The 14,769-nt window shown below is 60.3% G+C and carries 8 protein-coding genes and 2 pseudogenes; 6 read left to right on the top strand and 4 right to left on the bottom strand.

All coding sequences use genetic code 11. From position 1 onward, the window contains the following. Positions 1 to 21: 21 nt before the first annotated feature. Complete coding sequence (locus tag BZ163_RS24135) at positions 22 to 1,764, bottom strand: potassium/proton antiporter (RefSeq protein WP_128872899.1); 1,743 nt, start codon at positions 1,762 to 1,764, stop codon at positions 22 to 24. Between the two features lie 316 nt (positions 1,765 to 2,080). Here BZ163_RS24135 and BZ163_RS24130 point away from each other — a divergent pair, with 316 nt between their 5' ends. The 4 genes and pseudogenes from BZ163_RS24130 (at position 2,081) to BZ163_RS36555 (ending at position 4,662) form a co-directional block, all read left to right on the top strand. Continuing rightward, complete coding sequence (locus BZ163_RS24130; RefSeq protein ID WP_128872898.1) at positions 2,081 to 2,311, top strand: hypothetical protein; 231 nt, start codon at positions 2,081 to 2,083, stop codon at positions 2,309 to 2,311. After that, a complete protein-coding gene (locus tag BZ163_RS24125) occupies positions 2,308 to 2,610 on the top strand; it encodes a cell division protein ZapA (protein WP_128872897.1) in 303 nt (100 codons plus the stop codon). Before BZ163_RS24130 ends, BZ163_RS24125 begins: the two co-directional genes overlap by 4 nt. A gap of 100 nt (positions 2,611 to 2,710) precedes the next feature. Then, a pseudogene (locus BZ163_RS36560) lies at positions 2,711 to 3,751 on the top strand (cache domain-containing protein); the annotation flags it as partial. Positions 3,752 to 3,817: 66 nt separating this feature from the next. After that, a pseudogene (locus tag BZ163_RS36555) lies at positions 3,818 to 4,662 on the top strand (methyl-accepting chemotaxis protein). 131 nt (positions 4,663 to 4,793) lie between these two features. On the opposite strand, the gene BZ163_RS24115 reads toward BZ163_RS36555, so the two are convergent. Further along, positions 4,794 to 6,596, bottom strand: a complete 1,803-nt coding sequence (locus tag BZ163_RS24115; RefSeq protein ID WP_128872896.1) for an acyl-CoA dehydrogenase — start codon at positions 6,594 to 6,596, stop codon at positions 4,794 to 4,796. A 262-nt stretch (positions 6,597 to 6,858) separates the two neighbouring features. Next, positions 6,859 to 10,809, bottom strand: a complete 3,951-nt coding sequence (gene putA, locus BZ163_RS24105) for a trifunctional transcriptional regulator/proline dehydrogenase/L-glutamate gamma-semialdehyde dehydrogenase (protein WP_128872894.1) — start codon at positions 10,807 to 10,809, stop codon at positions 6,859 to 6,861. 463 nt (positions 10,810 to 11,272) lie between these two features. Between putA and putP the strand changes: the two genes are divergently transcribed. Both putP and BZ163_RS24090 read left to right on the top strand, forming a co-directional pair. Further along, on the top strand, positions 11,273 to 12,757 hold the full coding sequence (gene putP, locus BZ163_RS24100) for a sodium/proline symporter PutP (protein WP_128872893.1): 1,485 nt from the start codon (positions 11,273 to 11,275) through the stop codon (positions 12,755 to 12,757). Positions 12,758 to 12,982: 225 nt separating this feature from the next. After that, positions 12,983 to 13,819, top strand: a complete 837-nt coding sequence (locus tag BZ163_RS24090) for a 23S rRNA (adenine(2030)-N(6))-methyltransferase RlmJ (RefSeq protein WP_128872891.1) — start codon at positions 12,983 to 12,985, stop codon at positions 13,817 to 13,819. A gap of 216 nt (positions 13,820 to 14,035) precedes the next feature. Here BZ163_RS24090 and msrA read toward each other — a convergent pair whose 3' ends face one another. Then, a complete protein-coding gene (gene msrA / locus BZ163_RS24085; RefSeq protein WP_128872890.1) occupies positions 14,036 to 14,683 on the bottom strand; it encodes a peptide-methionine (S)-S-oxide reductase MsrA in 648 nt (215 codons plus the stop codon). Positions 14,684 to 14,769 lie beyond the last annotated feature (86 nt).

Here is a 14,769-nt window from a genome sequence, read left to right as displayed (position 1 = left end):
AAACGAGGCGAAGAATGGAGTTTAGAGGAAGAGCCCGGGGCCCGGGCGACTTCCTTCGGGGAATCTGACGCCCACTTTGCCGATCTTGTTCCCTTCCATGACCGCGACGGTCCAGATGGTGTTGTTCCACTCCACCTGGTCACCGACGACTGGCGCACCCCCCACCTTATGGGCAATGAAATGGGCCAGGGTCATGTCCGGATCGATGCCTTCGACTTTCAACCCATACAGGGCCGCAACCGCGGCCAGCTGGGCGTCTCCTTCAAGTACGAAGTCGCCGAAAAAGCGCAGATCGAGGCCCCGTTGCGGCGCCTGACTGAAGAGTTTTCCGAGGGCCGCAAGGTTGTGCTCATGGCCGATTACACAGAGCAAATCATCGACTTCAAGCACTGTACTACCCGACGGATGGAGCAGTTGCTGACCGCGAAACAGTGCCGCGATCCGGGTCCCTTCGGGCATTTTCAGTTCGCGAAGGGGGGAGCCGATGCACCATTTTTCGGCACCGAGGCGATAAACGAACAGTTCCCACTCGCTGGTGACGTGGACTTCCAGGGCGGCCCGGGAGATCGGCGCGGGTTCCGGCGGGACGGTCACTTTCAGCAGTTTCGCCACCCAAGGCAGGCTCGTGCCCTGCACCAGCAGCGACACCAGCACGATAAAGAAGGCGAGGTTGAAGTAAAGCTGGGCGTTCGGCAGGCCCGCCATCAGCGGGAACACCGCCAGAATGATCGGGACCGCGCCGCGCAAACCGACCCAGGAGATAAACGCTTTTTCGCGGCCATGGAACGCCTTGAACGGCAACAGACCGACCACGACCGACAACGGCCGGGCAAACAGAATCATCCACAGCGCCAGGCCCAAGGCGGGCAAGGCGATCGGCAACAAGTCGTGGGGCGTTACCAGCAGCCCCAGCACCAGGAACATTCCGATCTGTGCCAGCCAGGCCATGCCATCCAGCATGTGCAAGATGCCGTGGCGGCTGCGCACCGGGCGGTTACCGATCACCAGGCCGCACAGGTACACCGCAAGGAAGCCGCTGCCATGCAGGGCGTTGGTCAGGGCGAAAACCACCAGGCCACCGGCAATCACCAGGATCGGATAGAGGCCGGCGGCCAGGTTGATGCGATTGACCAGTTGCAACATGACCCAGCCGCCGCCCAACCCGATCACGCCCCCGATACCGAACTCGCGCACCAGATGCCCGAGCAGGCTCCAGTGCAGCCCGGTCTCGCCGCTGGCAAGCATGTCGATCAGGGTCACGGTCAGGAACACGGCCATCGGGTCGTTGCTGCCGGACTCGATCTCGAGGCTGGCGGTCACCCGTTCGTTCAGGCCTTTGCCACCCAGCAGTGAGAACACCGCGGCAGCATCGGTGGAGCCGACGATGGCGCCGATCAGCAGGCCCTGAATCAGGTTCAGATCGAACAGCCAGGCGGCGGCCATGCCGGTCAGCCCCGTGGTGATCAATACCCCGACCGTGGCCAGGGACAGCGCGGGCCATAACGCCACGCGGAAACTGGATACCCGTGTGCGCAACCCGCCATCGAGCAGGATCACGGCCAGCGCGAGGTTGCCCACCAGATACGCCGTGGGATAGTTATCGAAGATGATGCCGCCGCCATCGACGCCGGCCGCCATGCCCACCGCCAGGATAATCACCAGAATCGGGATGCCGAGGCGCGATGAAAGTGAGCTCACCAGAATACTCGCACCTACCAGCAACGCGCCGATCAAGAACAGGCTGTTGATGGTGGTCGCATTCAAAGGCACTACTCCAGAAAGCTGAAAAGGCGGGCACAAACTGACCATGCAGTCTGCGTGCCAGCGATTCTAACCTGTTGAAATGTGATGCTGTCAAAAAGCTTTTGCGACAGGAGAGGCTCCAGGCGTTCCGGCGTTTTTATCGTACGACTGTCTCGGCGACGAAGTGCAGGAACCAGATTGGCCAATCAGAGTCTCTACAGTTCGCAGGAAAGGTCGTCCGCCAGCAAAATCAAGGCTTTGAGCCTGGATAACCCTGGCATCCGGGGTGACTTTTCTTTATCGTACGCGCCCTTTGAAAATGCCTGGAAAAATCAAAATGTTGGAAGCATCCCTAAGCCAATTGGAACAGCTGGTCAGCGACTTGGTACAACAGAACCAGAGCCTGCTTGCCACCAACCAGTCCCTGAGCGCGGAACTGGCCCAGTCCAAGGACGACAACGAAAGCCTGCAGTTGAGCCTGATGGAACAGGAAGAGAAGCAAGGCGCCACCACGGCCCGCATCCAGGCTTTGGTTGAGCGCGTCAGCGCCGGCCCTGTCAGCGCATGAATCACGGCGCCGCAGGGGTAAAAGTCGTCTCTATCCTGGGGGAGGACTATTCGATCAGGGCGCCGGCCGGGGAAGAGCAAACCCTGCTTGACGCCGCGCTGATGTTGAAGGCCGCTCTGGCCGACACTAAAAAGAAATACCCGACACTGATCGGTGACCGCTTGTTGGTACTGGCCGCCATGAATCTGTGCTCCCAGCAGATTGAAATGAAGAAACAGCATCAGCAGGAACTCGACCGTTACCAAGAGCAAGTCAGCGCCACGGTTGAAGTGATCTCCAAGACGATCAATCAGGCCTGATCGGCTTTGCGCACAACCAAAGAATAAATTGTCGCTTGAGTTGTATACAATCGGCACGGCTGTTGCAGTGTTTCAGCCTCTTATTCTTTGGGGGTGCTCCATGCAGTTCTGGCGACGCAGTATTCAATGGCAGCTGATCCTGAGTATGGGCACTGCCCTGCTGGTCAGTATCCTGATCGTGGTTGGCATTTATACCCTGGTGGTCAACCGCCTCGCCGAGCGCTATCTGGTCGAGCAAGCGCTGCCCTCGAGCATCGAAGCGATGCGCAACGACATCGAGCGGATCCTCGTCCAACCCCTCACCGCCGCCAAGGACATCGCCAGCAACAGCATGGTGCGCGACTGGCTGGCCGGGGGTGAAGACAGTGCCCGGACAGACGCATTTGTGGCCTATCTGGAAGGCATCCGTGCCGAGCACAAAGCCTTTACCGCGCTGATTGTGGGCACGGCTTCAAACCACTATTTCAATGAAAAAGGCCTGGATCGGACGCTCAGTCGTGCCAATTTCAAGGACAACTGGTTCTATTCGTTCCTCGACAGCAATCAGCCGCGCACCCTCAACATCGACACCGACATTGCAACCGGAGAACTGGCGCTGTTCATCGACCTCAAGGTCGAGCAGGCCGGTAGAGTCGTGGGCGTCGCCGGGCTTGGCCTGAGCATGAAAGAGTTGTCGCAGTTGATCCACGACTTCAGTTTCGGTGAGCGCGGCAAGGTCTATCTCGTGCGTTCCGACGGTTTGATCCAGGTCCATCCCGAGGCGCAATTCAGCGGCAAACGTACCTTGGCGGAGCAGATTGGCGCGTCAGCCGCGCAGGTGATCATGGGTCAATTCTCTACTTCAAAGGCGGGCGCCACTAACAGCACCTTTGCGCGCGAGGGCGAAGACTTCCTGGCATTGAGCCTGCCATTGCGTGATCTGGGCTGGACGCTGGTGGCCGAAGTGCCACAGTCGCAGATCTATGCCGAAGCTCGCCGGGCCATGTGGATGAGCAGTGCCATCGGCCTCGCGGTGGCACTTGTTTGTCTTTTATTGGTCGTGCTGCTGGCCCGTGGTCTGGTGAGACCGATTCGTCAGGTAACAGCGGCGCTGGTAGCCATCGGTAGCGGTGGTGGAGATTTGACCCACAGGTTAGATTCCACTCGCGCCGATGAGCTGGGCGATCTGGCCCGGGGCTTTAATCGGTTCCTGGACAGCCAGCGCGACATGATTGGCGAAGTGCTGACCACCAGCGACCGATTGCGCACGGCGGTGGGGCAAGTGGCGCGAGTGGTGGACAACACCGCCGAACGTTCCGGCCGGCAGCAGGAAATGACCGATATGGTCGCCACCGCTGTTCATGAAATGGGCTTGACCGTGCAGGAGATCGCCCAGAACGCCGGTAACGCTGCCGTCGCTTCGCAAAGCGCGCGGGATGAGGCGACGCAAGCCAGGGAGGTGGTGGGTGGGTCGATCCGGCATATAGAAAGCATGTCTGATGAAATCGGAATCGCCGCCTCTGCGGTGGGCGAGTTGGCCAATCAGGTCGCGTCGATCGATCAGGTATTGGCGGTCATTCGCGGTATTTCCGAACAGACCAATTTGCTGGCGCTCAACGCCGCTATCGAAGCAGCGCGGGCTGGGGACATGGGGCGCGGATTGCGGTGGTGGCCGATGAAGTGCGGACTCTGGCACGGCGGACTCAGTCGTCCACTGACGAGATTCAACAGATGATCGGTAGCCTCAAGCAAGGTGCCGAGAATGCCGTGTCGTCGATGCGTACCGGGCAAGCGGCAACGGGCACGGGTGTGGAGTCAAGCCAGCGCACCGGGGCGTCGTTGACCGCGATTACGGGCCAGGTCGAGCGAATCAGCGACATGAACCATCAGGTGGCGACGGCGACTGAAGAGCAGTCGGCGGTGACGGAGGAGATCAACCGCAATGTGCAGGGGATTTCCGATCTGGCCCGGGCGACGGCTGGCGAAGTGAGGGCGTGCCGTGAGGACTGTCAGACGTTGCAGCGGTTGGCGGATGATCTGGCGCGGCAGATGGGTGGGTTCAAGTTGAGCTGATGAGTTGTCTTTGCCGGCCTCTTCGCGAGCAAGCTCGCTCCCACATTTGACCGCGCACTCTGGTCGAACGCGGGCCACTGTGGGAGCGGGCTTGCTCGCGAATGGATTTCAGCAGCATAACAAGTCTTCAGTTAGAACCACTTATCCTGCATCCCCAGGCACACATCATCCCGAGCCTCAAGAATCGCCAGTTCATGATGGCAACCCGGCACTTCCCATGTCAGGAAATACCGCGCCGCCTGCAGCTTGCCTTTATAGAAGTTCACATCCGCCGCATTACCCTTGACCAACCCTTCCTCGGCCCGAATCGCCTGTTCCAGCCAGCGCCAGCCAATCACCGTATGCCCGAACACTTTCAAGTACAGCGCCGAGTTCGCCAGGCTGCTGTTGACCTTGCCGTGCCCCAGATCCGTCAGCAGGCCGATGGTCACCGTTTGCAGGCGCGCCACCAGTTTCTCCAAGGGCTCGCGCAACCTGGTCAGCGACTTATGTGCCTGCGCCCGTTCGGCCGTGTCGGCGATCAGGCGGATCAATTGCTTGAGCCCCGCGCCACCGTTCTGCGCCAGTTTTCGCCCCAGCAAATCCAGCGACTGAATGCCGTGTGTGCCCTCATGGATCGGATTCAGGCGGTTGTCGCGGTAATACTGCTCCACCGGATATTCACGGGTATAACCATGACCGCCAAGAATCTGGATCGCCAGTTCGTTGGCCTTCAAGCAAAACTCCGATGGCCAGGATTTGACAATCGGCGTCAGCAAATCCAGCAGCTCATGGGCTTGTTTGCGCTCGGCTTCGGTCTCAAGCGTGGTGGTGTCATCGAACAGCCGTGCGGCGTATAGCCCGAGGTCGAACGAACCCTCGACGTAAGCCTTCTGCGTCAGCAACATGCGTTTAACGTCGGCATGCTGAATGATCGCCACCGGCGCAGTGCTCGGGTCCTTACTGTCCGGCACGCGACCTTGTGGACGTTCGCGGGCGTATTCCAGCGAGTACAGATAACCGGCGTAACCGAGCATTACCGCGCCCATGCCGACGCCGATCCGCGCCTCGTTCATCATCTGGAACATGTAGCTCAACCCGTGGTGCGGCTTGCCCACCAGGTAGCCGACACACTCGCCGTTGTCACCGAAGTTCAGCGCGGTGGAGGTGGTGCCGCGCCAGCCCATCTTGTGAAACAGCCCTGCCAGCAGTACGTCGTTGCGCTTGCCCAGGCTGCCGTCATCGTTGACCAGAAACTTGGGCACGATAAATAGCGAGATTCCCTTCACGCCGGCCGGTGCATCCGGCAACTTGGCCAGGACCATGTGCACGATGTTTTCCGACAGCGGGTGATCGCCCCCGGAGATGAAAATCTTGTTGCCCTTGAGTCGATAGGTGCCGTCGGACGCCGGCTCGGCACGGGTACGAATATCCGACAACGACGAACCGGCATGCGGTTCGGTCAGGGCCATGGTGCCGAAGAAGCGTCCGTCGATCATCGGCTGCAGGAAACGCTGCTTTTGTTCATCGGTGCCGAAACTTTCAATCAGGTTGGCCGCGCCCATGGTCAAAAACGGGTAGGAGGTCGATGCCGCGTTGGCCGATTGGAAGTGGGCGAAACAGGCCTGGGACAGCAGGGTAGGGAGCTGCATGCCGCCTGCGTCGAAACTGCGCGCCGCATTGAGGAAGCCGGCTTCGAGGAAAGCATCCACCGCGGGCTTCACTTCCGGAATCAGAATGGCCTGGCCGTCTTCGTAGCGTGGCTCGTTTTCATCGCCCTTGCGGTTGTGTGGGGCGAAGAATTTCTCGGCGATGCTGCGCGCGGTACCGATGGCGGCATCGAAGGTTTCGCGGTTGTGTTCGGCAAACCGCTCGCGCCGGGTCAGGCCCTCGGCATCGAGGACTTCATACAGCTCGAAAGCCAGATTGCGGGAACTGAGCAGCGTCTCGGACATGGCGGCCTACCTTTTTTTGGGTTGGACCGAGTCTAGGCGTGGGGAGGGCGGGGTGAACAGGATGATTGATGTGGGTGATGGTGGGGTGCAGGCGCCGCTGATCAAATGTGGGAGCGGCGGTGCGACGATTCGACTTGCTCGCGAATGCGGCTTAACAGTCAATGTTGATGTCGACTGACACTCCGCCTTCGCGAGCAAGCCCGCTCCCACAAGGGGTTTTGCATTCCAGGCATCCATTGCGGGCGCCTGGCTTTGAAGCGGTTTAGCCGATCGTCATCAAGCTGGCGTTACCACCCGCCGCAGCGGTGTTAACACTCAACGCCCGCTCGATCACCAGGCGCTCCAGCGCAATGCTGGTTTCACCTTGCGACAAACCATGAACGCCAACGATGGCACCGGCACGCTTGGCCACTTGCTGGCACACCGCACGCAACTGATCGGAATGGCCATGATGCAGAACCGCATCAAACACCACTTCGTCCTTGTTCCAGTCAGCCACCAGCTTGATGCGTGCCTGAATTTCCTTAGGCAGGCGTGCGAACAAGGCCTTGGTCAGGTCAGCTTCCGGCCATACCGCCGAACCGCCCACCGCCAACACCGCTGCCAGTTGGGTCAGCAGATCGCCTTCGACTTCCGCCAGGCACAGCACGTGCTCGCGCGGCAGGATCGCGTAGCTGTTGCGTTCGCCAGTCGGGCCCGCCAGAACACGGGTAATCCCGCTTTGCGATTGCGCCGCGAACTGCGCGCACAGGGTGCTCAGGTCGGCGAATTTGTTGCTGTCGGCCCAAGCCTTCAGGGTCGACAGCGGTTTGCTCATGGCATCGCGCAGACGAACATCCGGTGCAGTGATGGCGTCGCCACGAGCGAAGGATTGTTCGATTGCATCGGTAGGACGCGTCGACAGCAGACGGTACAGGTACAGCGGACCACCGGCTTTCGGGCCAGTCCCCGACAAACCTTCGCCGCCAAACGGTTGCACGCCCACCACGGCACCCACAATGTTGCGGTTCACATAGACGTTACCGGCGTTGACGTTGTCGATCACCTTGGCGATGGTCTCGTCGATACGGGTGTGCACGCCCAGCGTCAGGCCATAGCCGGAAGCATTGATCTGAGCAATCAGCTGATCGATGTCTTTGCGCTTGTAGCGAACCACGTGCAGTACCGGGCCGAAGATCTCCCGTTGCAGCTCGTCGAAGCTTTCCAGTTCAATCAAGGTTGGCATCACGAAGGTGCCGCGCTTGACTTCGTCGGTATTGGCGATAGCCACCTGGTACACGCTGCGACCTTTGTCGCGCATGCCCTGGATGTGCTTGTCGATGCCCGCCTTGGCTTCGGCGTCGATCACCGGGCCGATGTCCACGGACAAGCGCTCCGGGTTGCCGAGACGGCATTCGGCCATGGCACCCTTGAGCATTTCGATGACGCGGTCAGCGGAATCTTCCTGCAGGCACAGTACGCGCAGTGCCGAGCAACGTTGGCCGGCGCTGTCGAAGGCCGACGATACGACGTCGATCACCACTTGTTCAGTCAGCGCCGAAGAGTCGACGATCATCGCATTCTGGCCACCGGTTTCGGCGATCAGCGGGATCGGCCGACCTTGAGCATCCAGACGACCCGCGACGTTGCGTTGCAGCAAGCGAGCAACTTCGGTGGAACCAGTGAACATCACGCCTTTGACCCGATCGTCGCCGACCAGACGGGCGCCAACGGTTTCGCCACGGCCCGGCAGCAGTTGCAGCACGCCTTGCGGAATCCCGGCTTCGAGCAGCAAGCGCACGGCTTGAGCAGCCACCAGCGGGGTTTGTTCCGCAGGTTTGGCCAGAACCGGGTTACCGGCGGCCAGTGCCGCAGCGACTTGGCCGCTGAAGATTGCCAGCGGGAAGTTCCACGGGCTGATGCAGACCACCGGGCCCAATGGGCGGTGGGCGTCGTTGCTGAAATCGTTGCGGGCCTGCACCGCGTAGTAACGCAGGAAGTCCACGGCTTCACGCACTTCGGCGATGGCGTTGGCGAAGGTCTTGCCGGCTTCACGAGCCAGCAGGCCCATCAGCGGCTGAATCTCGCCTTCCATCAAATCGGCGGCACGTTCCAGGATCGCGGCACGTTCGGCGGGCGGGGTGGCCTGCCAGATTGGCGCAGCATTCAGGGCGCACTGGATCGCGTTGTCGACGTCGTCGACGGTGGCTTCTTGCACATGGCCTACTACGTCACGCAGATCGGACGGGTTCAGCACCGGTGCAGGGGTTTCAGTGCTGGAGACGCAACCGAGCATCGGCGCGGCTTTCCAGTGGTTATGAGCAGTGGCCAGCAGGGCGCAGGACAGCGAAGCCAGACGATGTTCGTTGGCCATGTCGATGCCGCTGGAGTTGGCGCGCTCGGCACCATAAAGATCACGCGGCAGCGGGATACGCGGGTGCGGCAGGCCGAAGCCGCCTTCCAGCGTCGCCATCTGCTCGATGCTGGCCACTGGATCGGCCACCAGCTCCTGAATCGAAATGGACTGGTCGGCGATGCGGTTGACGAACGAGGTGTTCGCGCCGTTTTCCAGCAGGCGACGGACCAGGTACGCCAACAGTGTTTCGTGGGTGCCGACCGGTGCGTACACGCGGCACGGACGGTTCAGCTTGCCTTCGGAAACCTTGCCTACAACCTGTTCGTACAGCGGTTCACCCATGCCGTGCAGGCACTGGAACTCGTACTGGCCGGGGTAATAGTTCTGACCGGCGATGTGGTAAATGGCCGACAGGGTGTGGGCGTTGTGCGTGGCGAACTGCGGGTAGATGACTTCCGGTACCGAGAGCAGTTTGCGGGCGCAGGCAATGTAGGACACGTCGGTGTACACCTTGCGGGTGTAGACCGGATAGCCTTCCAGGCCTTCGACCTGGGCGCGCTTGATTTCGCTGTCCCAGTACGCGCCTTTCACCAGGCGGATCATCAAGCGATGACGGCTGCGACGAGCCAGGTCGATCACGTAGTCGATCACGTAAGGGCAACGCTTCTGGTAAGCCTGGATCACGAAACCGATACCGTTCCAGCCGGTCAGTTGCGGCTCGAAGCATAGGCGCTCCAGCAGATCCAGGGACAGTTCGAGGCGGTCGGCTTCTTCGGCATCGATGTTCAGGCCGATGTCGTATTGCTTGGCCAGCAGCGTCAGCGACAGCAGGCGCGGATACAGCTCGTCCATCACGCGCTCGTACTGCGCACGGCTGTAACGCGGGTGCAGGGCCGACAGCTTGATGGAAATACCCGGGCCTTCATAAATCCCACGACCGTGGGACGCTTTGCCGATCGAATGGATGGCTTGTTCGTACGAGGCCAGGTACTTCTGGGCGTCATGTTCGGTGAGTGCAGCTTCACCCAGCATGTCGTAGGAGTAACGGAAGCCCTTGGCTTCGAACTTGCTGGCGTTGGCCAGGGCTTCGGCGATGGTTTCGCCGGTGACGAACTGCTCGCCCATCAGGCGCATGGCCATGTCGACGCCCTTGCGGATCATCGGTTCGCCGCTCTTGCCGATGATGCGGCTCAGGGACGAAGTCAGGCCGGCTTCGTTGTGGGTGGCGACCAGCTTGCCGGTCAGCAGCAAACCCCAGGTGGCGGCGTTGACGAACAGCGACGGGCTGTTGCCCAGGTGCGGGTGCCAGTTGCCGGTGCTGATCTTGTCGCGGATCAGCGCGTCGCGGGTGCCTTTGTCCGGGATGCGCAGCAGCGCTTCGGCCAGGCACATCAGCGCCACGCCTTCCTGGGACGACAGGGAAAACTCTTGCAGCAAGCCTTGAACGATACCGGCACGGCCGCCGGCGCTCTTTTGATTGCGCAGTTTCTCGGCAATCGAGGCGGCGAGTTTGTTGGTGGCTTCGGCCATCGCCGCCGGCAGGCGAGCCTGTTCGATCAGCATCGGCACCACTTCGGGTTCCGGGCGACGGTAGGCGGCGGTGATCGAAGCGCGCAGCACCGATTGCGGCAGGATGCTTTCGGCAAACTCAAGGAAGCACTGATGGGCGTGATCCAGCGGTACGTCGACGGCTTCGTCGGAATCCTTGGTCAAACCGTTCAGCTCGGACAGGGTTGCACCACCCTCGAGTTTTTCCAGGTAATTGAAAATTGCCTGCTTGATCAGCCAGTGCGGCGTGCGATCAATCGAGGTCGCGGCAGCCTTGAGGCGTTCGCGGGTCGGGTCGTCAAGTTTGACCCCAAGGGTGGTGGTAGCCATATTTTTATCCTCATGTTTGCCACGACCGCGTGGCATCAGCTGGCGGCAAGATTAGCTGCGCAACTGGCGAGGTGCAACCGGGTGCAACCCTTTTTTTGTCGGAATGTTTCGCAGCTCGTCAGGAAATTAATTCCGATTTTGCCGTGGCCTTTCCTGTTTGGTGCATTTACTTCTAGTAATGAGCTTCGACTGCCCTAAAAGGGCGCAAAAACAAGGCTTTTTTCGATAAATCCGACTAGGTGCAACTTATTCTCGAGAAACTGGTTGCACCTTATTTGCTTTGTTGAATAGCATTCGCGCCCAAGGTGCAACCGGTCATAAAAGGCAGGTGTACCGGCTGATGGCTTTCCTGGGGAAACATCAGTCATAAATGCGCGGGATCCGGAATCGTCTGTCGAACGTCGTCGTTTGCGTGCGGTTCACCAGCCGCCGCTACATAAAAACAAAGCCAGGGCGTAACTTAATGAGCGTTAGCAATCCAACCCTGATCACGTTCGTGATCTATATCGCAGCAATGGTGCTGATCGGCTTCATGGCCTATCGCTCCACCAATAACCTTTCCGACTACATTCTGGGCGGTCGTAGCCTGGGCAGTGTCGTGACGGCATTGTCCGCCGGCGCCTCCGACATGAGCGGCTGGTTGTTGATGGGCCTGCCGGGCGCCATCTACATGTCCGGTCTGTCCGAAAGCTGGATCGCCATCGGCCTGATCATCGGTGCTTACCTGAACTGGCTGTTCGTTGCCGGTCGTCTGCGCGTGCAAACCGAGCACAACGGCGATGCACTGACCCTGCCGGATTACTTCTCCAGCCGTTTCGAAGACAAAAGCGGCCTGCTGCGGATCATCTCCGCGGTCGTGATCCTGGTGTTCTTCACCATCTACTGCGCCTCCGGCATTGTGGCCGGCGCCCGTCTGTTCGAAAGCACCTTTGGCATGTCCTACGAGACGGCGCTGTGGGCCGGTGCTGCGGCGACGATTGCCTACACCTTTGTCGGTGGTTTCCTGGCTGTCAGCTGGACTGACACCGTACAAGCCACGCTGATGATCTTCGCCCTGTTGCTGACGCCGATCATCGTGCTGCTGGCCACCGGCGGCGTCGACACCACGTTCCTGGCCATCGAAGCGCAAGACCCAAGCAACTTCGACATGCTGAAAAACACCACCTTCATCGGCATCATCTCGCTGATGGGCTGGGGCCTGGGCTACTTCGGCCAGCCGCACATCCTGGCGCGCTTCATGGCGGCGGATTCGGTGAAATCGATTGCCAAGGCACGTCGCATCTCCATGGCCTGGATGATCCTGTGCCTGTGTGGCACCGTGGCGGTGGGCTTCTTTGGTATTGCTTACTTCTCGGCGAACCCTGACTTGGCCGGTCCCGTGACCGAAAACCCCGAGCGTGTGTTCATCGAACTGGCGAAAATCCTGTTCAATCCGTGGGTCGCCGGTGTGCTGTTGTCGGCCATTCTGGCGGCGGTGATGAGTACCTTGAGCTGCCAGCTGCTGGTGTGCTCCAGCGCCCTGACCGAAGACTTCTACAAAACCTTCCTGCGTAAAACCGCTTCCCAGGTTGAACTGGTCTGGGTCGGTCGCGCCATGGTGCTGCTGGTTGCCCTGATCGCTATCGCGTTGGCCTCCAACCCGGAAAACCGCGTATTGGGTCTGGTCAGCTACGCCTGGGCCGGCTTCGGTGCCGCGTTCGGCCCGGTCGTCCTGATCTCCGTGATCTGGAAAGACATGACCCGCAACGGCGCACTGGCCGGTATCCTGGTCGGCGCGATCACCGTGATCGTGTGGAAACACTTCGAGTTGCTGGGCCTGTACGAGATCATCCCGGGCTTCATCTTCGCCAGCCTGGCGATCTACATCGTCAGCAAGCTGGGCGCGCCGACTGCCGGCATGCTGCAGCGCTTCGCTGCGGCCGAGGCAGATTTCCGCCTGAACAAGTGATGGGGATGAGCTGAAGCCCTGACCTTTCGCCGAACATGAAAACGGCCCGCCTCCCTCTGGAGGCGGGCCGTTTTTTTTGTTTTTTCAGTGGGCGAGCGATTTTCTTCGGCAGGTCCGACAGGGGGCGATGAGCTCATGGCCGCCGCTCGGAGTGCCCGCTCAGCCGCGAACCCCTGACGTCCAGCCCCGTACAAGGTAAACTTGCCGCCCTTCGCAGGAGCAACCATGAATTATCGCCACGCCTTCCATGCCGGCAATCACGCCGACGTGTTCAAACACCTGACCTTGACCCGCCTCATCGCCTTGATGTCGCGCAAGGAGCAGCCGTTTGCCTATCTCGACACTCACGCCGGCATTGGTCTGTACGACCTTCAAGGCGATCAGGCCAGCCGTACCGGCGAGTACCTGGAAGGCATTGCGCGTTTGTGGGATCAGCCGGATCTGCCGATCCTGACGGCTGATTACATGCAGGTCCTGCACGAGATGAACCCGGATGGCCAGTTGCGCTATTACCCGGGGTCGCCGGAGTTGGCGCGGCGCCTGACCCGGCCGCAGGACCGGGTGTTGCTGAACGAGAAACACCCCGAAGATGGTGTGTTGCTCAAGGACAACATGAAGGGCGATCGTCGGGTGAAGGTGCATCTGGGCGAAGGCTGGCATGTGCCGCGGGCGATGTTGCCGGTGCCGGAGAAGCGCGCGGTGATGTTGATTGATCCGCCGTTCGAGCAGCTCGATGAGATGCAGCGTTGCGCGGCGTCGTTGAAAGAGGCGATCGGCCGGATGCGCCAGACGGTGGCGGCGATCTGGTATCCGGTGAAGGACCAGCGCCTGTTGCGGCGTTTCTATCAGGATCTGGCGGGAACCGGCGCGCCGAAATTGTTGCGCGTGGAGTTGCTGGTGCATCCGCTGGATACGCCAAACAGCCTCAATGGCTCGGGGTTGGCGATTGCCAATCCGCCGTGGGGGCTGGAAGAGGAGTTGCGTGAGTTGCTGCCGTGGTTGTCCAAGAAGCTTGGGCAGACCCAGGGTGGGTGGCAGATGGATTGGTTGATTGCCGAATAGGGTGAATCAACGGCAAGATCAAAAGATCGCAGCCTTCGGCAGCGCCTACAGGGGTGTTGTGTCGATCACAAAATGTGGGCGGACGCATAATTCTGTAGGAGCCGGCTTGCTGGCGAAGGCGTCTTCATGGGCAATGCAAGACTTGAGGCCGCCTTCGCTGGCAAGCCAGCTCCTACAAGAGCGGGCTTGCCAGCGATGCTTTTCAGGGCCCGAAAGTCAGATCGGGCAGGTCACGCCTGTACCGCCAATCCCGCAATACCCTTCTGGATTCTTGGCCAGATACTGCTGGTGATACGTCTCGGCGAAGTAGACCGTCGGGGCTTCGTCGATTTCGGTGGTGATGGTGCCTTTGCCGGCCTTGGTCAGTTCGGTCTGGAACACCTGCGCGCTGCGCTTGGCGGCTGCCAGTTGGTCCGGGTTGGTGGCGTAGATCACCGAGCGATACTGCGTGCCGATATCGTTGCCTTGGCGCATGCCCTGGGTCGGGTTGTGCAGTTCCCAGAACATCTTCAGCAGCTCGTCGTAGCTGACTTTTTCCGGCTCGTAGACCACGAGCACGACTTCGGTGTGCCCGGTCAGGCCCGAGCAGACTTCTTCATAGGTCGGATTAGGCGTGAAACCACCGGCATACCCCACCACGGTGCTGACTACGCCTTCACGCTGCCAGAAGCGACGCTCCGCACCCCAAAAGCAACCCAGGCCGAAGATTGCAAAGTCGACATTGGTGGCGAACGGACCCAGTAGCGGGGCGTCGTGGACGAAATGTTTTTCCGGCAGGGACATTGGCGTTTCACGGCCGGGCAGGGCTTGTTCTTTGGTAGGGAGCACGTTTTTGTTTACCAGGATTTCCGAGCGCAGAACCATTATCAGTCCTCTCAATCAGGTTGGAATGTTGATACGCAGACCGCCAGTGTGCCCAATGCCGTCCAGTTACGCACTATCTCTGTGGG

Source organism: Pseudomonas sp. VI4.1 (genome assembly GCF_002029345.1).
GTDB lineage: Bacteria > Pseudomonadota > Gammaproteobacteria > Pseudomonadales > Pseudomonadaceae > Aquipseudomonas.
This window is presented reverse-complemented; position numbering and strand designations above follow the sequence as displayed.

Excerpts from the sequence above, each read along its gene's own strand:
- BZ163_RS24130 (WP_128872898.1), top strand. The coding sequence starts at position 2,081 with ATGTTGGAAGCATCCCTAAGCCAATTGGAACAGCTGGTCAGCGACTTG.
- BZ163_RS24090 (WP_128872891.1), top strand. The coding sequence starts at position 12,983 with ATGAATTATCGCCACGCCTTCCATGCCGGCAATCACGCCGACGTGTTC.
- BZ163_RS24125 (WP_128872897.1), top strand. The coding sequence starts at position 2,308 with ATGAATCACGGCGCCGCAGGGGTAAAAGTCGTCTCTATCCTGGGGGAG.
- putA (WP_128872894.1), bottom strand. The coding sequence starts at position 10,809 with ATGGCTACCACCACCCTTGGGGTCAAACTTGACGACCCGACCCGCGAA.
- BZ163_RS24115 (WP_128872896.1), bottom strand. The coding sequence starts at position 6,596 with ATGTCCGAGACGCTGCTCAGTTCCCGCAATCTGGCTTTCGAGCTGTAT.
- msrA (WP_128872890.1), bottom strand. The coding sequence starts at position 14,683 with ATGGTTCTGCGCTCGGAAATCCTGGTAAACAAAAACGTGCTCCCTACC.
- putP (WP_128872893.1), top strand. The coding sequence starts at position 11,273 with ATGAGCGTTAGCAATCCAACCCTGATCACGTTCGTGATCTATATCGCA.